The 18,603-nt window shown below is 57.2% G+C and carries 18 protein-coding genes; 13 read left to right on the top strand and 5 right to left on the bottom strand.

What is annotated here, in order from left to right:
- Positions 1-32: 32 nt before the first annotated feature.
- Positions 33-2,099, bottom strand: coding sequence for an HAD-IIB family hydrolase (locus FEM03_RS07865; protein ID WP_138085650.1), 2,067 nt, complete (start codon positions 2,097-2,099; stop codon positions 33-35).
- Positions 2,100-2,161: 62 nt separating this feature from the next.
- The gene (locus FEM03_RS07860) at positions 2,162-2,794 is read right to left on the bottom strand and encodes a DUF2062 domain-containing protein (protein ID WP_138085649.1); all 633 of its coding nucleotides are present in this window, start codon (positions 2,792-2,794) and stop codon (positions 2,162-2,164) included.
- A gap of 267 nt (positions 2,795-3,061) precedes the next feature.
- Here FEM03_RS07860 and FEM03_RS07855 point away from each other — a divergent pair, with 267 nt between their 5' ends.
- Positions 3,062-3,400 carry a P-II family nitrogen regulator gene (locus FEM03_RS07855; RefSeq protein ID WP_138085648.1) on the top strand — a complete coding sequence of 113 codons (339 nt, stop codon included), beginning with the start codon at positions 3,062-3,064 and terminating at the stop codon, positions 3,398-3,400.
- Positions 3,401-3,479: 79 nt separating this feature from the next.
- Here the strand turns inward: FEM03_RS07855 and FEM03_RS07850 are convergent, their stop codons facing one another.
- Positions 3,480-4,286, bottom strand: coding sequence for an undecaprenyl-diphosphate phosphatase (locus FEM03_RS07850; RefSeq protein WP_138085647.1), 807 nt, complete (start codon positions 4,284-4,286; stop codon positions 3,480-3,482).
- A 198-nt stretch (positions 4,287-4,484) separates the two neighbouring features.
- On the opposite strand from FEM03_RS07850, the gene lepB reads away from it, so the two are divergent.
- From lepB to FEM03_RS07800, 10 genes are all read left to right on the top strand, one after another.
- Positions 4,485-5,711 carry a signal peptidase I gene (gene lepB, locus FEM03_RS07845; RefSeq protein WP_138085646.1) on the top strand — a complete coding sequence of 409 codons (1,227 nt, stop codon included), beginning with the start codon at positions 4,485-4,487 and terminating at the stop codon, positions 5,709-5,711.
- Between the two features lie 54 nt (positions 5,712-5,765).
- Positions 5,766-6,650 carry a hypothetical protein gene (locus tag FEM03_RS07840; protein WP_138085645.1) on the top strand — a complete coding sequence of 295 codons (885 nt, stop codon included), beginning with the start codon at positions 5,766-5,768 and terminating at the stop codon, positions 6,648-6,650.
- On the top strand, positions 6,647-7,501 hold the full coding sequence (locus FEM03_RS07835; RefSeq protein ID WP_138085644.1) for a phytoene/squalene synthase family protein: 855 nt from the start codon (positions 6,647-6,649) through the stop codon (positions 7,499-7,501). The genes FEM03_RS07840 and FEM03_RS07835 overlap by 4 nt, the downstream gene beginning before the upstream one ends.
- 43 nt (positions 7,502-7,544) lie before the next feature.
- Complete coding sequence (locus FEM03_RS07830) at positions 7,545-7,820, top strand: acylphosphatase (RefSeq protein ID WP_138085643.1); 276 nt, start codon at positions 7,545-7,547, stop codon at positions 7,818-7,820.
- A 12-nt stretch (positions 7,821-7,832) separates the two neighbouring features.
- The gene (locus FEM03_RS07825; protein ID WP_138085642.1) at positions 7,833-8,702 is read left to right on the top strand and encodes an ABC transporter ATP-binding protein; all 870 of its coding nucleotides are present in this window, start codon (positions 7,833-7,835) and stop codon (positions 8,700-8,702) included.
- 14 nt (positions 8,703-8,716) lie between these two features.
- Positions 8,717-9,625 carry an ABC transporter permease gene (locus FEM03_RS07820; protein ID WP_138085641.1) on the top strand — a complete coding sequence of 303 codons (909 nt, stop codon included), beginning with the start codon at positions 8,717-8,719 and terminating at the stop codon, positions 9,623-9,625.
- Positions 9,626-9,637: 12 nt separating this feature from the next.
- Complete coding sequence (locus tag FEM03_RS07815; RefSeq protein WP_138085640.1) at positions 9,638-10,453, top strand: hypothetical protein; 816 nt, start codon at positions 9,638-9,640, stop codon at positions 10,451-10,453.
- A gap of 137 nt (positions 10,454-10,590) precedes the next feature.
- Complete coding sequence (locus tag FEM03_RS07810; protein WP_138085639.1) at positions 10,591-11,313, top strand: metallophosphoesterase family protein; 723 nt, start codon at positions 10,591-10,593, stop codon at positions 11,311-11,313.
- The gene (locus FEM03_RS07805) at positions 11,310-12,365 is read left to right on the top strand and encodes a glycosyltransferase family 9 protein (protein WP_138085638.1); all 1,056 of its coding nucleotides are present in this window, start codon (positions 11,310-11,312) and stop codon (positions 12,363-12,365) included. The genes FEM03_RS07810 and FEM03_RS07805 overlap by 4 nt, the downstream gene beginning before the upstream one ends.
- Before the next feature lie 178 nt (positions 12,366-12,543).
- Entirely contained in the window at positions 12,544-12,750 is a 207-nt protein-coding gene (locus FEM03_RS07800) for a YHS domain-containing protein (RefSeq protein WP_166442713.1), read from the top strand.
- Positions 12,751-12,931: 181 nt separating this feature from the next.
- Here FEM03_RS07800 and ilvD read toward each other — a convergent pair whose 3' ends face one another.
- Together ilvD and FEM03_RS07790 are read right to left on the bottom strand one after the other, a co-directional pair.
- The gene (gene ilvD, locus FEM03_RS07795; protein WP_138085636.1) at positions 12,932-14,659 is read right to left on the bottom strand and encodes a dihydroxy-acid dehydratase; all 1,728 of its coding nucleotides are present in this window, start codon (positions 14,657-14,659) and stop codon (positions 12,932-12,934) included.
- 385 nt (positions 14,660-15,044) lie between these two features.
- Complete coding sequence (locus FEM03_RS07790; RefSeq protein ID WP_138085635.1) at positions 15,045-15,329, bottom strand: hypothetical protein; 285 nt, start codon at positions 15,327-15,329, stop codon at positions 15,045-15,047.
- Between the two features lie 183 nt (positions 15,330-15,512).
- Here FEM03_RS07790 and serA point away from each other — a divergent pair, with 183 nt between their 5' ends.
- Positions 15,513-17,114, top strand: coding sequence for a phosphoglycerate dehydrogenase (serA, locus tag FEM03_RS07785; RefSeq protein WP_138085634.1), 1,602 nt, complete (start codon positions 15,513-15,515; stop codon positions 17,112-17,114).
- A 259-nt stretch (positions 17,115-17,373) separates the two neighbouring features.
- Positions 17,374-18,576, top strand: a complete 1,203-nt coding sequence (locus FEM03_RS07780) for a nitric oxide synthase oxygenase (protein ID WP_166442712.1) — start codon at positions 17,374-17,376, stop codon at positions 18,574-18,576.
- Positions 18,577-18,603 lie beyond the last annotated feature (27 nt).

Genomic DNA, 18,603 nt, shown 5'->3' with positions numbered 1-18,603 from the left:
CTGCCCAAAACTAATTACTTAAATTCATCCAGTTAATCGTCCATCACCTCATGATAGGCCGCCAAAAACTCCGAAGCCGACCACGCCTGAAACGCCTTGCCCATCGGCCTGCCCGTTTCACCATGGCACCATTCATTGAACTCCCATTCGAAGGTCACCCCCTGCCGGTTCAACTCCGCCAGCTTCACCAACTCCTGTCGCGCGATGTCACGCAATCCCAATCGGTGAATGAATCTCACCCAATGTCCCCCACACCAGCCCCAGATCCCACCGTTGTGATAATGATGCGGCAGGTTCAACAAGTTGACCGTGTAATAACTACGCCAGTCCGGATCGCCCGCATGCACCACCGGATACAAATTGCGCACCGGATAGGGCATGTTAGCGCCCACCCCCCACACATATCGGAACACCGTTTTTGCCCGCTTCACATCGATCACATTGTTCAAAAACGCCATCACATTCGCGATCACATCGCAACGCCAGTCGAATGAAAACGGCGTCACCTGCGCCAGCAAATAACGCGAATCCCCAATCGCCCGCTGCACCTCTGCAAAGCTCGCCCCCGACTCCGCCACCGGCGCACTCGTGCTTGGCCAGAAGCGCTTTAGAATCGCCCTCTTCACCCGCTCCGCCCTCAGCAGATACGTCGAAGCCGTGTCCCGGTCCCCCAGCAACTCGTGAATCCGTCCATAAGCAATCGTTGCCCGATACCAAAGCACCTCATCGTAAAGCACGTTGTAACTCCGATTGAACAAATCCATCCAATCTCCCGCCTCCGGAATTTCCAGCAATCCGTCCTGGTTGCTGTCATGCGCCTCCAGCCAAAGCATGATCCGCGACGCCGCCTCACGAAACTCCCGCAGGAATTTCATCTCGTCCGTCTTCGCCACAAACTCAAACAGCGCAATGATCGCCCACATGCCGCTGTCGATCGCCGCAATCCCGCCCACTCCGGAATAATCGGGAATCCCCGTCCTGATGTGCACATTCGCCGGCACCTGACCCGATGGAGCCAGATGCGTCAACAGCGTCCGCAACGTCGCCCTCTGGCAATCCCGATACCGGTCCCCCGGCACCGCGAGGCTACCCACAATCGCCATCGAACCATCGCGGCCCCACACCGAATTGTAGTTCTCATCCGTCCCCGTCACGTCATTGTCCCCAATGGAACACGCACTGAATCCCACCGGCGTCACGCAACGATCCAACGACTCAAGTGCCTTCGAATACGCCAATTTCAAAAATGCCGTCTCATCCCCTTGCGTATCCGCCGCCACATCAAACAACCGAACAATTTCGGGATCATGCGCCTGCCCTTCCAACGGCACATCACACGCCACCACGGCATCGATCACCTCAAAATGCAGCAGGCCCGCCAGCACTCCCGCCGCACAACTGCCTTTCGCCACATATGCATCCGTGTTCAGCACCGCACCCAACAACTCCGGTTCCGCGTTCTCCACCACAATCCCCCGCACGCCAGGAAGTTGGAACATCGAAATGTCATTTCCCGTGTCCCCCGCCACCAGCAACTCCGCAGGTTTTACGCCCAGCTTTCGACAAAGCCAACGGAGCGAATTTCCCTTGTTGGCCGGTTTTGGCAACACGTCCAAATCCCGCGCCGAGGAATACACCACCTGCACACTCAACCCCTCCTCGCGCAAGGCCTCCGTCAGTCCCTCCAAATCCTCCGGTGTCGCATCCCGCCAGAACCAGCTGCTCTTCCAGTCATGCTGAAAATGCTCCGGCTGCTTCTCCAGCTTCAATTTGCCAAATCCACTCACAATCTCCTCCACCCGGTCCCGATCCCACTCCTCCGACAAAATCGAGCTGAACTCATGCAGCACCATCTTCGCCTTCACCTCATAGATGACCGTCCCGACTCCAGTAATGTAATAATCGGGCTCCGGCAGCTGCGCCTCCTTCACCGTCCTTCGTGCATCCGAAAGCAACCGGCCCGTATTGTAGACCAGCAGTGGCCTCGATTCGCCAAGCCCTTTCCAGGTGCAGGTGAAATCCGCACTCGAGTCCGGTTTGCCCACCAAAGTTCCATCCAGGTCCGAACTAAACACCCTGATCTGATTTAAGATCGCCATGAGTTTACCTTAAACAGGAATCAACCCGGGGCAAATAAAGGTTCCTCTCTCAGGCATTCCCCCTAGGAAACCTTCTTATCATTCTCTTCATTTTTCGCCTTGGATTCCACCAATGCATCCGCCACTGCCTTCTTTCGCAACTTTCGCCGATGCGCCAGCATCAGCACTACATCCCATAATGCAAACACCACCAAATACCCCACCGGCATCAACAACAACCCCGCCACCACACCCCCCAAATAAAGCGACCCCGCCCATGGCTTCACATCCCCAAAAAAACTCCACAGATCATCCGCCCCACGTGCCATCGCGGTCAACTCCGACCACCGCAGCGGCACCACCTCCCCGAAATGAAACACCTCCATCAACCAGTTTCCCAGATTGATCTCCCACCACGCAATCGGCGCAAAAGTTACCGGATTGCTCATCCAGCAAATCACAATCGCAATCGGAATATTCACCCTGAAAATCCCACAAATCAATGCCGCCAGCGGCATCTGTCCGGGAATCAACAGCGCCCCTACAAACAACCCCACCGCCGTCCCGCCCGCAAAGGTGTGCCGTGTGGGTTTCCACACCGACTTGACCAAAAAGTGCCGCGCAAACCATCGCATCACACGGCTCTGCTTCAACATCCGTGGATGTCGCAAACGGCGGTAAAGCTGGAGAACAAATTTTCGGTAACGACGCTGCATTGAACGATAAACTCAAACGAACCGACCACCTACCTAGCAGTCACCCTACCGGAAAGCAACCATCCTGCGACGCAGCAGAATTCCGGAATCAAGCCACTCTCACACAACCTTACTGAACGCAAATAACCAACGATCTGGACCTGTCAACTTCACGCCAGCCCACCAACCTCCGTGCAGTTCCAGAACATGCACTTGATTTGAAGGATTATTTTAACTTGCGACACTTCGTCATTCCCGCTAATCCCAATCCGTCGCATACTACAAATCATGAAAAAAGTCGAAGCCATCATCAAGCCGCACAAGTTCGAAGAAGTTCAGGAAACCTTGCGTGAGGCTGGCATTCACGGCATGACGGTCACTGAAGTCAAAGGCTTCGGACGTCAACGCGGTCATACCGAAATCTACCGCGGCAGCGAATACACCGTCGACTTCCTTCCCAAAACCAAGATCGAGATCCTCGTCTCCGACGAACAGCTCAACACCGTCATCACCGCCCTCATTGAATCCGCCAAAACCGGTAAAATCGGCGACGGCAAAATCTTTGTTTACGACATCACCGACGTTCTTCGCATCCGCACCGGCGAACGCGGCATCGATGCGCTTTGATCAATCGAATCGCGAGTCTGTCACACATCCATCCGCCCCGCTTCATCGCCGGGCGGATTTTTTGTGCCCTGCCCTCCTCTTACCGAGCCCCCACCATCAAACCGCCCACCACCGCCACCAATCCCACCACCGCACAATAGATCGCAAAATAAATCAACTTGCCGCGTTTCACGATCGAAATCATCCACACACACGCCGCCAGTCCCGCCAAAAACGCCGCCAGGAAACCTGCCGTCAACACGCCACCCGTCACCCCCTCCGCCATCGCCGGTTCCTTCACAAACTTCAACACCTTCAACAAACACGCCCCCAAAATCGGCGGCAGCACCATCAAAAACGAAAACCGCGCCGCATTCTCCCTCGAAACCCCCACCAGCAACGCCGTGCAGATCGTCGCACCCGAGCGCGAAATCCCGGGCAAAATCGCCACCATCTGCGCCAGCCCAATCACCAGAGCCCGGCCGAAGGTCACCTCACCTGAACGCTTCGAAGCAAAATGCGTCACCGTCAGCAAAGTCGCCGTCACCATCAACATCGCCCCCACAAAGATGATCTTCCCACCAAAAAACGCCTCCACCTCCTTCTCAAAAAACACCCCCACCAAACCCACCGGCACCATCGAAACCGCAATCAACATCGCCAGCTTCGTTCCCTCATTCCAACGAAACTTGAGCAGGTCCAGCAAGATCGCCACAATGTCCTTTCGAAACACCACCACCGTGCTCAATGCCGTGGCCGCATGCACCACCACCGAAAACAACAAGTTATCCGCCGCCTTCACCCCCAGCAAAAATGTCCCCAATTCAATGTGGCCACTGCTGCTCACCGGCAAAAACTCCGTCAACCCCTGCACCAACCCAAGAATGATCGCTTCAATAATATTCATGCAACAAATAACTCCTTGAACAAAACCGCCCCATCATCAAACGCCCCACCCAACCCGCAAGCTGAATTCCACTAATTCCACGCCCTCCTTACTCCTCCTGCTAATTTCTGATCCTTCGCCTTTAGCCTTTAGCCTTTCCTTGACCCCTCCCCGCGCCCCCTCTAATCTCCCCGACCCACGCCTTTCTCTTCACCTTCCATGTTTTTCACCCCGCGCTACCTCAAACAGGCCAAACTCCTCGACAAAGGCGTCACCCGGTTTCTCGACTACAAACGGGACATTCTCCCCGTGGAACGCCTCAAAGAAATCGATTTGCTCCACGGCGAATTCAAAGACGCCATGCGCCAGCGCGATCCCAAACGCCTCGAATCCCTCAGTTCCTCGCTCAATCGCGCCTGCGAACGCGCCCTTCCCAACCTCCGCCATTCCGACTGGGTCGAAAACATCGAAGTCTTTTTCGTCTCCATCGTCATCGCCGTCGGCATCCGATCCTACATCGTCCAGCCTTTCCAAATCCCCACCTCGTCCATGCAACCCACCCTCAACGGCATCATCGCCCATGCCACCGAGGAGGACCCCACCCCCAGCCTGATCGGAAAGATTGGCGGCTTTTTCACCGCCACCACTTACATCAACGCCGTTTCCGACCGCGATGGCACCCTTCGTCGCCGCCAGCCCGTCACCGAACACAAATTTTTCATCTTCCGCCCCTACAGCAAAATCCATTTCGAAGACGGCCACTCCATCACCGTCAAATGTCCCATGGACAAACTGGTCAACGACCTCCGTTTCGCTGAACGCGTCAGCGGCACGCTCGTCGAAGGCGAACCCTACACCACACCGGACAACCGCACCAACTACACCATCTCCGCCGGTGGACAGTCCATCAAAAAAGGCCAGCTCCTCGCCCGCGGCTGGGTGCGCAGCGGCGACCACGTGGTCGTCAACAAATTCGTCTACCACTTCCGCCAGCCCACCCGGGGCGAAGTCTTCGTCTTCACCACCAAAAACATCGGCTACATTGAAGACGAAAGCCGTTTTGATTCCCGATGGGGTTCCCAACATTACATCAAACGCCTCACCGGGGTCCCCGGCGACAGCCTCGTTCCTTCACCGCCCCGACTTCTCATCAACGGCCAGCCCGCCACCGAGCCCGGCATCCGCCGTGTCGCCGATGAAGCCGAACCGCGCACCATGGCAAACGATGGTCTGGTCTACCACGGCTATTCCTTCGATCCCATCCGCATGATGCGCCCTCCCTACGTTCTCCCCACCACCCCGCGCCGCGAATATTTCGCCATGGGAGACAACAGCTACTCCAGCTCCGACAGCCGCTACTTCGGTCACATTCCCGAGCAAAACCTCGTCGGCCCCGGCTGGTTCTGCTACTGGCCCCTTGGAAAAAATTGGGGCCTCATCCGCTGATCCAACCCCGCCAGTCTCCCTTATCTCTCTCCACACCCGCCAGGGCACTGACGAATGACCGACCTCAACCTGGAGCCCATCCTTTGGCTGGCCTGCCTTGCCTTCCTCGGCATGCTCCACGTTTCCGTCCACCCTCAGGCCCGTCACTTCAGAAAAGCTTTAGCCTGGATCGGCAAAAACCCCGCCCCCCTCCTCCTGCTCGCCGCCAGCCACACCCTCCTCGGCGGTCTCGGACTTTGGCCTGGACTGTTCTACAACGACGCCCTCCATTTCCACCCTCCACAGCCCTGGCATCAAACGTGGACCGCCAGTCTCATCAAAGGCTGGCAGGACTTCGCCGTCATTTTCCACCACGCCATCGCCCCGCCCCCCGTCTTTTTCAACCCCTGGGCCGGGGCCCTTCTCCAGGCCTTTGTCACCGCCACCAGCCAGATCTGGTTTTGCCGACACCTCCTCAACACCCAAAGCCCTTTTGTTGAAGACTGGCTCTCCTTCCGACAAACCGTCGCCCTCTGGCCCGGCGTCCTCCTCCTAACCCTCCTCCACTTTCCCTGGTGGTTCCTTCAACGCCCCGGTGCCCTCGGTTCATCCGACTTCCTTCGCCTGCTGATCCTTCCCGAATACCTGCTTTTCCTCTCCCCCATTCCGATCATCATCGCCAAAGGCAGAAACAGCGTTCGTGAACTCGGTCGTCAAACACTCCTCCTTCTAAAAACCCACTCCTTCCCCCTGCTCACCATCGCGCTCAGCGGCATTCCCCTGCTGGCCCTTTTTGACTTCATCCTTCCCCTGTCACATCACTGGATCACCGGAGTCCTCGCCCCTTTTCGTGTGGTCATCGCCAGCCTTCTGGCCTCCGCCATTCACCTCTGGCTCTACGTCGCCGCCGCCCTCCTGCTGCTCAGCCACTCAACCCCGAAACCCGCCCGAACCGCATGAGCATGAGCAGCGCCCCCTCCGCGTCCGAGCAAATCACCCAGCGCAGCAAGTCCAACCTTGCCTTCGCCCTGCTCACCCTGCCCCCGCACCGACGCAGGGACATGATCACCTTCTACGCGTTCTGCCGCATCATCGACGACATTGCCGACGAACCCGGCATCGAACCCGACCAACGCCAGCGCGACCTCGACACCTGGCGCAATGGACTCCTCCACGGATTCACCAACCCCGACGAAGTCCAACGCGAAGTCGCCGCCCTTATCCCCCGTCACCAGATCGACCCCGCCCTGTTTGCTGAAATCATCGACGGCATGCAGTCCGACCTCACCCAGACCCGCTACCAAACATACCCCGAACTGCTCGCTTACTGCTACAAAGTCGCCTCCGTCGTCGGCCTTATCAGCATCCGCATCTTTGGCTGTGAAAACCCCGCCAGTCGCGACTACGCCATCAACCTCGGCTACGCCTTGCAGCTGACCAACATCATCCGCGACGTCGGTGAAGACGCCCTCAACGGCCGCATCTATCTCCCCCAGGAAGACCTGCAATCCTTCCAGGTCACCGAAGCCGAAATCCTCAACGGCAAGCCCGGCCCCCAACTCACCAAAATGATGCAGCACCAATCCCAGCGTGCCATCGACTTCTACCAACTCGCCTGTCAAAACCCCCCCACCGACGACCGCCACCGCCTCATCGCCGCCCGCATGATGGGCCGCACCTATCGCGAAGTCCTCGAAAAAGTCCGCGCCCAGAAGTTTTCCGTCTTCGGACCCCGCATCGGCCTCAGCAAACTCCGCAAACTCACCATCCTCGCCACCTATACCCTCCGCGGCCTCCTCAAAATCGGCTAACTTGCCCTTTATCCCTTAGCCTTTAGCCTTTAGCCTTTCCAATATGCCTGCCAAAAAAGCCATCTTTAACGGCCACGTCCAGGGTGTCGGCTTCCGCTACACCGTCAAACGCATCGCCTCCGGTTACGAAGTCGTCGGAACCGTGCGCAACCTTGAAGATGGCCGCGTTGAAGTCCAGGCCCACTCCCACGACCCCGCCGAAGTGGATGCCTTCATCGAAGACATCAAAACCTCCTGCCTCGGAGGAAACATCAAAGATGCCGAAATCCATGACATATCCGACCTCGCCGATGTCAAAGGCTTCAGCATCATCGAATAATCCAGCCTTCCCATGAGTGCCGATCCCACCAGTGCCGTCGAGGTCACCGACCTCACCAAAATCTTCATCAGCGGCATGCGCAAACAGCCGCTCGTTGCCGTGCGCGACCTCAGCTTCTCCGTCCGCCCGGGAGAAGTCTACGGCCTCATCGGACCCAACGGCTGCGGCAAGTCCACCACCATGAAGGTCATGCTCGGCCTCCTCAAGCCCACCAAAGGCTCCGCAAGCATCTTCGGCCAGAGCGCCAATGAGGTCAGCAGCCGCAAAGACGTCGGTTTCCTTCCCGAAAATCCCTACTTCTACAAACACCTCAGCGGCCTCGAAACGCTCCACTTCTACGGCAAACTCTGTGGCATGAAAGGCAGCGAACTGCGCGATCGCACCAACGCCATGCTGAAACTCGTGGGGCTCGAAAGTGCCTCCAGCCGCCGCGTCGGCGGTTACTCCAAAGGCATGCTCCAACGCATCGGCCTGGCCCAGGCGCTCATCCACGAACCCCGCCTCCTCATCCTCGACGAACCCACCGCTGGCGTCGATCCCGTCGGTTCCCGCAAACTTCGCGACCTCATTCTTCAACTCAAACAAAACGGCATCACCATCGTCGTCACCTCGCACCTGCTCGAACAGATGCAGGAAGTCTGCGACCGCGTCGGTATCATGTCCAACGGTCGCATGGTCCGTGAAGGCCAGCTCGAAGACCTCATCTCGGTCGAAAACCAGACTGAGTTCATCATCGAAAACGCCCCACCCGAACTCATCGCCGAAATCCGGCAGTTGACTGAAAAAGCTGGCTCCAAAGTCGTCTCCCTCGGCAAACCCCGCACCACCCTCGAACGTCTCTTCATCGAATCCACCGTGCAAACCGGCGACGCCGAGAAATAAGCACCTTCTTCCTCATGAGCACCGCCACTTCTGCTTCTGCACCTCATCGCAACTTCTCGCCCGCCCGCATCTGGGCGCTTGCGACCAGCACCGTCACCCAGCTTCTCCGCATGAAGATCCTGGTGTTTCTCGCGGTCTTCAGCCTCATCGTTGTCGCCACCGGCTTCGCTTTCCCAACCATGAGCCCCGAGCAGCAGCTCAAACTCCTTAAAGACGTCTCCCTCGGTGCCCTCCAGCTTTTTTCCATCGTCATCGCCATCGCCGCCACCGCCCTTCTGCTCCCGCGCGACCTCGAAGACCGCACGCTCTACACCATCCTCAGTAAACCCGTCCCACGTTACGAATACCTTATCGGCAAACTCCTCGGCGTGATCCTCCTTCTCGCCGGCGGACTCCTCGTCATGGACATCATCTTCAGCGGCGTTGTCTGGCTCAAACAAAATCTCATCATCTCCAGTCAAATCGCCGCCCTGCGCGCCGAACAAAACGACACCCCCGAAAACATCGCCGCCATCACCGCCATCACCAGTCAATACGGCCTCAGCTGGAGCCTGCACGCCGGAGTTTTCTCCATCTTCCTCAAATCCGCCGTCATCGCCGCCCTGTCCCTGCTCATCTCCTGCTTCGCCAGCTCCACCCTCTTCACCATTGTTGTCTCCCTCGGCTTCACCATCGCCGGTCACGGACAACAACTCATGCGCGACTGGTTCCTCAGCAGCCTGTCTGGATTTTGGGAAAAATCCATCAGCCTCGTCCTCACCCTCATTTGCCCAGACCTCGGCCTCTTCGATCTCGTCGAAGCCGCCATCCGAGGAGACATCATTCCACTAAATGTTCTCGCCAACGTCACTGGCATCGCCCTTCTTTACATCATTGGGTATACCGCCGTCGCCCATTTGTTCTTTGTCGACAAAGAACTCTAAAGTCACCAACCGATGAATCGCGCACTTCGCTCTCCAAGGCTGCTCGGCGTCCTGCTGTTCCTCATGATGGGCATCGTCAAGCTCCCGCTGGAAAACCATCTCAGCCATTCCCTGCGAGATCAAAAGCTCATCCCCAATCCCCCCGCCCTCAGCCTGCGCGATTCCCTTGGCCAGATGGGCTTCGCCGCCACCCTTGGTGGCCTTCGATCCCTCGTCGCCAGCATCACCTACCTTCAGGCCTACGTCGCTTTCGAAAGAGTTGAATGGGGTAAAGTCGACAGCCTGATGACCCTCACCACCCTCCTTCAACCCCTGGAACCGAGCTACTGGGATGAAGCCTCCTGGCACATGGCCTACAACGCCGCTTCCAATTACCTCAACGACGAAAAAATCCGCGCCGCCCTGCGTCAGAAACTTTTTCGCGACCACGTCCAGCGCGGCATCAACATCCTCAACGAAGGCCTCAAATTTCTCCCCAATCATCCGCGCCTGCTGATCAAACTCGGCGACATCTACAACACCGAAAGCCCCGCCCGAAGGTCCCCAGACGGACGCAAAGCCGCCGAATACTATCTCGCCGCCCATGCCAATGGTGCCCAAGGCTTCTACGAACGCATCGCCGCCTACGAATTGGCCAAATTCGAAGACCGCCCCTCCCAGCAGCAGGCCTACGACATCCTCAAGCGCTACTACGACCAGGACACCTTCAACCCCACCATGCGGCGCCTTCTCCCGGAACTTGAAGAAAAGCTTCAAATCCCCGCCATTCAGCGCATCGATCCCCAACGTCCTTTCTCCCAGCCCGGACGCAGAACATTGCGTCGATAAAAAAATCGCAACACTGAACACCAAACCCACGTTCCCCTCAGCAGCCCCACCACCACTATTCTTCCAAACCGACATTAACCGAGCTTGACCACCCCCCACCCCTCGGGCAGATTAGCTCCCCCCCACATCCGCAATCCATGCGTTACGCCATCTTCGGAGACATCCACGCCAATTGGGAAGCCCTCATGACTGTCATGGAGGATGCCCAACAACAGCAATGCACCCATTATGTGTGCTTGGGGGATGTCGTGGGCTACAACGCCAACCCCTGTGAGTGCCTCGATTACGTCCGCGCCCTCAACTGTCCCGTCGTCAAAGGCAACCATGATGAGGAATCCACCCAAGAACGCACCCTCGACGAACTCAACCCCCTCGCCGAAAGCGCCCTCCTCTGGACCCGGCAACGCCTCAGCGAAGACCAGAAGCAGTGGCTCCGCGAACTTAAATACGTCCGCCAAGTTCGCGACTTCACCATCGTCCACGCCACCCTCGACTCCCCCGGCAGCTGGGCCTACATCTCGAATCGCTTCGACGCGATGGCCAGCTTCAGCTACCAGTTCACCCAGCTCTGCTTCTACGGCCACACCCACGCCCCGCGCATCTACGAAAAAGACGACACCGTCCGCTGCCTCCGCGACACCGAAGCCCAGCTCAAACGCGGCGTGAAATATTTTATCAATGTCGGCAGCGTCGGCCAGCCTCGCGATGGAGACTGGCGTTCCTCCTATGCCATCTATGACGTCGACAACCAGACCGTCAACGTCCGCCGCCTCGAATACGACCTGCAGACCACCCAGCAAAAGATCATAGCCGCCGGACTACCTGCCGTGCTGGCAGAACGCCTCGCCCTCGGCCGATGACCTCCGAAAATCCCCCTGACCTTTCCCGATACGCCTCGCTGTTCATCGTCAAACCGAGTTCCCTCGGCGACATCGTCCACACCCTTCCCGCGGTCAATCTTCTCAAGCAGGCTCATCCCCATCTAAAAATTCGTTGGATCAGCAATCCTGAATGGATGCCCCTCCTCGAAGGCAATCCCGATCTCACGGAAGTCGTCCCCTTCCCCCGCAAAGAATTCCGTGGCATTGGTGGCGCTGCCAAATTTTTCCTCTGGTCACGCACCCTCAACGCCGCCGCGCGCGACCTCCCCGAGCTCACCCTCGACTTCCAAGGCCTTCTTCGCAGCGCCCTCATCAGCAAAGCCCGTGGCTCCGACACCATCATCGGTTTGTCCGACGCCCGCGAAGGAGCCTCGCTGCTTCACGACCATGTCGTCACGGTCAATCCCGGCGCCCACGCGGTGGATCGCAATCTCGAAATCCCACGCTATCTCGGCATCGAACCCTCTGCCGACCAGGAACTTCGCTTCCATCTCCCCGCAGGAACGAAACCTGCACATGCCGACCTCCCCGACGAATACCTGCTCATTCACCCCACCTCGCGAGGCGAAGGCAAATCTCTTTCCCACGACATTCTGCAAACCCTCTGCGACTGCCTTGCTCCCCGACCCGTCATCATCGTAGGCCGGGAAGAACAGCCACCCGAGCTTCGCGGCAAACACATCCTCTCACTCATCAACCAGACCACCCTCCCCGAGCTGCTCTGGCTGATCCACCACGCCAAAGCCTGTCTCAGCGTCGACAGTGGCCCCATGCATCTCGCCGCCGCCGCCGGCATCCCCACCCTCGGCATTCACACCTGGAGCGATCCCCGCAAAGTTGGTCCCTACCAATCCACAGCTGAAGTTTGGAAAGCAGGTCGAATCGCCCATCGTCAAGACTTCCAGGACGCCGAAGCCGCCATGCACAAACAGGTCGAATCGAACGACGCCCGTCGCATGGGCGACTTCCTCCTCAAACGCTGGGAACTCCATCCAGCCGACTCGGTGACCGCCGCCACGCGCTCGCTGTAAGAGTTAAGCTCGACAAGAAAAAAATCCCGGCTATCTTGGCTTTGGCTTGCAACCTCGGTTGTTGGCATTCTCGAGGCGAAATCCCGACGACTGATCTCCAAATGGAACATCATGAAGCCGAATTAGCCTTTCAGCTCAGTTCAACCCAATTCATTCTGATCCATTGCTTATGAAAACCATGCTAGCCATTCTTGCGCTCTCCCTCACCAGCGCCATTTCCTACGCAGCCCCGGTCAACACCACCTGCCCTGTCGCCGGCAAACCTGCCAAAGACAGCGTCACCACTAAGCATGAAGGCAAAGATGTCGCCTTCTGCTGCAACGGCTGCAAAGGCAAGTTCGAAGCCGATCCCGCCAAGTACGCTGACAAAGTCAAAAAAGACTGAGTCGCCAGTCCCTCATTCATTTCACCTGCTCCAAGCATACACGCTTGGCGCAGGTTTTTTTATGCCTCATTTTGGAGCGCGGTGCTTGGCACCGCTTTGGATTTCAGCAGAAGTTTCGAAGCCCCCGTCTCCCCGCGCCTGTGGAAAGCGGTGCCAAGCACCGCACTCCAAATCACCCGCATCAGCCCACCACATCCAAATCCGTCACCGCGCCCAGGCTCGCGCTTTGCACGGTCGCCGCATACTTGGCCAGCACCCCGCGTTTCACCCGTGGTTTCGGCTGCTTCCACGCCTTCAATCTCGCCTTCAATTCTTTATCAGGAATCCCCAGCGTGATCATCCGCTTGACCGCATCAATCGTGATCGCATCTCCATTCTTGATCACCGCGATCGGTCCCCCCACAAATGCCTCCGGCGTCACATGACCAATCACAAAACCATGGCTGCCACCGCTGAAGCGACCATCCGTGATCAACGCCACGTCCTTGCCAAGTCCCTTGCCCATGATCGCACTCGTCGGCGACAACATCTCACGCATCCCTGGTCCACCCTGCGGCCCTTCACTGCGAATGATGATGACGTGCCCCTTCTTCACCTTGTCGTGCAGGATTGCCTGCAAGGCCGTCTCTTCTGATTCAAACACAATCGCCTTGCCGGAGAACTCAAAGCCCTCCTTGCCACTGATCTTGCCCACCGCACCCTCGGGACAAAGATTGCCGCGGAAGATCACCAGATGACTGTCCTTCTTGATCGGATTGCTCACCGGGAAAATGATCTTCTGATCCTTCGGATACTTCAGCTTAATCTTGCTCAAGTTTTCCTTCATCGTGCGACCCGTCACCGTCATGCAATCGCCATGCATCAACCCTTCCTCCACCAACATCTTCATCAGCGGCACCGTGCCCCCGATCTTCACCAGATCGTTCATGAAATATTTGCCGCTCGGTTTCAAGTCCGCCAGCACCGGCGTCTTTTTGCCAACCCGCGTAAAGTCATCAATCGTCAGCTTGATCCCCGCACTGTGCGCCATCGCAATCAAATGCAGCACCGCATTGGTCGATCCGCCCAAGGCAATCACCAGCGTGATCGCATTCTCAAACGACTCCTTCGATAAAATGTCACTCGGACGAATGCCCAGCTTGATCATGTTCAACACCGCCACACCCGCATCAAAGCAGTCGCGCATCTTGTCATCACCCACCGCCGATTGAGCCCCGCTATTTGGTAACGACAAACCCATCGCCTCAATCGCACTCGCCATGGTGTTGGCGGTATACATCCCGCCACATGATCCCTCACCCGGAATGGCTGCCTCTTCAATCTCATGCAACTCATCATCAGAAATCAAACAGTTGGCGTGTTTTCCCACCGCCTCAAACACGGTGACAATGTCCCCCTCTTTTTTCTCCGGACCAATGCAGCCCGGCAAAATCGTTCCCCCATAAACAAACACACTCGGACGATTCAACCGCGCCATCGCGATCACACAACCCGGCATGTTTTTATCGCATCCACCAATCGCCACAAAGCCATCCAAACACTCGCATCCCACCACCGTTTCAATCGAGTCGGCAATCACCTCACGCGACACCAAAGAATACTTCATCCCCTGGGTTCCCATGCTGATCCCATCGGAAATGGTGATCGTGTTAAAAATGATGCTCTTGCCGCCCGCTGCATCAATCCCCTTCGCACTTTCTCTCGCCAGGCGGTCGATGTGCATGTTACACGGGGTCACCATGCTCCAGGTTGAAGCCACACCGATCTGCGACTTGTTAAAATCCTCCTTCTTAAATCCCACCGCATGCAACATCGCTCGGCTCGCTGCCCGCTCCGGTCCATCAACGAGGATGGAAGAATGCGCACGGTGTAAATTGGGTTTCGTTTTGGCGGTGATCTTTTTGGACATTGGAAGCAATGGGTAAGGAAGAGCAAGATGCCCAGTTTAATGGCACGTTCAACCATCAGCATCAGCTCATCACGAAAAATCGTTTAACCGATGGTCCCCCCGCCTCTCGCGGAGCGATCTCAACAACGACATTCATGCACCAGTTCGTCATAGGATGGGCTATCTGCGATGATCTGCGACACCACGCGACACCGCATGAACCGATGGATTTGAGCCAGCGTAGTTTCGACCCGCCACCGTCACCCGCCCCCCTCCAAAAAAAATGCGCCACAGCAAGCGGGACTTGCAGCGGCGCGTTAAATTGATAAACCCTTAAACCAATTCAGCCCCCGAACTCAAATGGCTCGCGGATCACACTGACCAAGGGCTTCCTTGCAAACCAATGTTACTTGGTTTTCTTCGTCTTGGCCCAGCGGGCGCGTTGTGCTGCAGCGATTTTTTCGCGAGCTTCAGGAGAAAGTTCACGCTTCTTCTTCACTCCCTTGACGGCCTTGGGCGCTTTGACTTTCTTGACCTTAGGTGCGGATTCCTGCACAGCAGATGCTACTTTAGCGACTGGTGCGGATGAACCGAGAATCTCAGCAAGCTGAGTTTCCAACACTTTGATTTTTTCGGCGATCTCAAGTGCTTTCTTGAGCTGATCTACGGATGGCTTCTTGTATTCTGGCATATTTTTACGATACGGTTGAACTACCTATTAGGTCCACAACTAATTAAGTGCAAATCATTTGAAAGCCAAACACGTGTTCATTTTTCTCTATTTGGACTAAGGAATTATCCACCTTGAACTACTCCAAGAAGATTACAGCCAGCACTTGCACCCATTTGGAAGCTCGCTAACCTTCTCCTCCCTATGTCGGACAAGCACCGTATCCTCGTCGCAGATCCTATCTCACAAACTGGCATCGACCTGCTCCAGGCAGAGCCATCCTTTGAAGTGGAAGTTAAACTCGGCCTCAAAGAAGCCGAATTTTGTGAAGCCGCCAAAGGCGTATCCGCCATCGTCGTGCGCAGCGGAGTTAAAGTTACCGCCAAGGTTCTTGAAGCTGCCGACAAACTCAAGGTCGTTGGTCGTGCCGGTGTCGGAGTCGATAACATCGACATCCCTGCCGCCTCCAAACGCGGCGTCGTTGTCATGAATACTCCCGGTGGCAATACCGTTTCCACCGCCGAACACGCCTTTGCCTTGATGTCATCCCTTGCCCGCAAGATCCCCCAGGCGCATGCCACGGTGATTGCCGGTCGCTGGGATCGCAAACATTTCCAGGGCACCGAACTGAACCACAAAGTTCTCGCCGTTCTCGGCATGGGTCGCATTGGAGCCGAGTTTGCCAAGCGTGCGAAAGCGTTTGGTATGACCGTGATCGCTTACGATCCCTATCTCAGCGCCAACCGCGCCCAATTGCTCGGAGTTGAACTGCGTGACAACCTTGATGACGCCGTCAAAGACGCGGATTTCATCACCATGCACATGCCGCTCACCAACGAGACCAAGCACATGCTCAATGAAACCCGCATGCGCAAAATCAAAAAAGGCGTGCGCATCATCAACTGCGCCCGCGGCGGACTTGTCGACGACAACGCATTGGCAAAACTTCTCGAAGAAGGTCATGTCGCCGGTGCCGCACTTGACGTTTTCGAAGTCGAACCACCACCCGCCGACTATCCTGTTCTGCACGCCCCCAACGTGGTCTTCACCCCTCACCTCGGTGCCTCCACCGGCGAAGCGCAGGAATCCGTCGGCATCGAAATCGCCGAACAGGTCAAAGACAACCTTCTTCATGGCACCGTCGTCAACGCGGTCAACATGCCCAATGTGGATCCCAAGACCCTCGCCGAAATCGGACCTTTCCTCCGCTTCGGCGAAATCCTCGGCCGACTTATCTCGCAAATCGCTCCCCAACGCGTCGAGAAAATGCGCATCAACTACAGCGGCAAACTTGGCGAACTCGACACCACGCTTATCTCGCGTGGCGTCTTGAAAGGTTACCTTGAGAAACCCATCGGTGCCGACCAGGTCAACCTCATCAACGCGATGAGCACCGCCGAAAATCTCGGTCTCAAATTCACCGAAAGCCGCCTTCCCGGCCCCACCGCGTTCAACGATCTCATCGAAGTCCACGTCAGCAATGGCGAAGACACCGCCGTCATCAGCGGTTCCTTCTTTGGTGGCGATCCTCGCATCGTTAAGATCAACGGACGCCACGTCGAAGCCCGTCCTGAAGGCACCCTGCTCCTTATCGAAAACGATGACCGTCCGGGCATGATCGGCGCCTATGGCACCATCCTTGGCAAGAATCAGGTCAACATCGCCAACATGTCCCTGAGCCGCAACGTCGAAGGCGGCACCGCCCTCACACTCCTCACTCTCGACTCCGTCCCCACCGAAGCCGTGATCAAAGAACTGGAGCAGATTCCCGGCGTCATAAAGATCTACAGCATGGTGCTCGAATAAAGCCAGCCCTGCATAAGCTGAGCGTGACACAGGCTTGCAGCCTGTGGGTGCGGCAGGCATTTTGCCTGCCGGACTCGGAGCCTCCGCGGAGTCGCAACACGGGTTCTTCAGCCCGTGCATCCGCCTGCCTTCACCCCTCCGCCTCACCCCGGTCGCCTGATCTTCGCCGCAACCAACAACCCGCCATCCATCCCGCCGTCCCCGACCATCCACAAGTTGCACCCCCTTTCATCCGATGGTAGCGAACTCCCTCTCCATCATGACCTCCTCAACCCGGACTACATCAGCCGATCCTGGGGCAACTCCGGGTCACCAGTCTCCCGCCACCACGGCCTCAAGAATTGGTGCCACACTAACCCTTGCCCCTTCTGACCTTACATCGACCTCTGTCGTCGAAGCCCTCGCCTTTCTGACCAGACTCGGCAGCGAACAACCTGCGGACTTTCCCGACTGGCACCAACGCCTCACCGTCGCCGCTGCCCAGTCACAGATCCCCACGCTCTCCACCGACGAACTCGCCTACGCCGCAAAACTCGCCTGGCGCAACAACATCCGCTGCATTGGCCGACTCCACTGGCGCGCCCTGCAGGTTCGCGACCTTCGTCATCTCACCGCGCCCGATGAAATCTTCGAAGCCCTCATTGACCACCTCCGAGTTGCCACCAACAACGGGGCCATCCAACCCCTGATTTCCATCTTCACCCGCGAAGAAAAAAACGGAAACTTTCTGCGCATCATCAATCATCAACTCATCCGCTACGCCTGTTACCGCAACGGACAAGCCCTTCTCGGCGACCCTCAAAATTTAGCTCTCACCGACCTCGCCATTTCCTCCGGTTGGCAACCTCCCTTCACCCGCAGCGCCTTCGACATTCTTCCCATTCTTATCGCCGATCATCACCACCGTATTCATCACTTCAGCCTCCCCAGAGACCCCGCCATCGTTCTCGAAGTCCCCCTTTCGCATCCCGACTACCCCTGGTTCGAGCGCCTCAATCTTCGCTGGCACGCCGTCCCTGCCATCAGCGACATGGTGCTTGATGCCGCCGGCCTAAAGTATCCCGCCAATGTGTTCAACGGCTGGTATGTGGGCACTGAAATCGCCGCACGAAATCTCGGCGATGTTCATCGCTACAACTTGCTGCCGATCATTGCCGAAAAAATGGGCCTTCCGACTCATTCCGACCGCAACCTGTGGAAGGACCGCGCCATGATCGAACTCAACCACGCCGTCCTCCACTCCTTCGATCAACACGGTGTCCGTCTGGTCGATCACCACAGCGCCTCCAAACAGTTCCTCACCTTCACTTCCAAAGAGCACGCCGAAGGCCGCGAAGTTAACGGCGACTGGACCTGGCTCGTCCCGCCCATCTCCGGCAGCACATCCCCATTATTCCACCGCTCCTACGCTGAAACCGTCGAAAAACCCGGCTTCTTCTACTGCCCCTGGCAAAAACCGTAACACGGACTTCCAGTCGGTGCCGTATGC

Origin of the sequence: Phragmitibacter flavus (assembly GCF_005780165.1) — a bacterium.
GTDB classification, from domain to species: domain Bacteria; phylum Verrucomicrobiota; class Verrucomicrobiia; order Verrucomicrobiales; family Verrucomicrobiaceae; genus Phragmitibacter; species Phragmitibacter flavus.
Note: the sequence above shows the minus strand (reverse complement) of the source record. Positions and strands in the feature narration are given on the sequence as shown.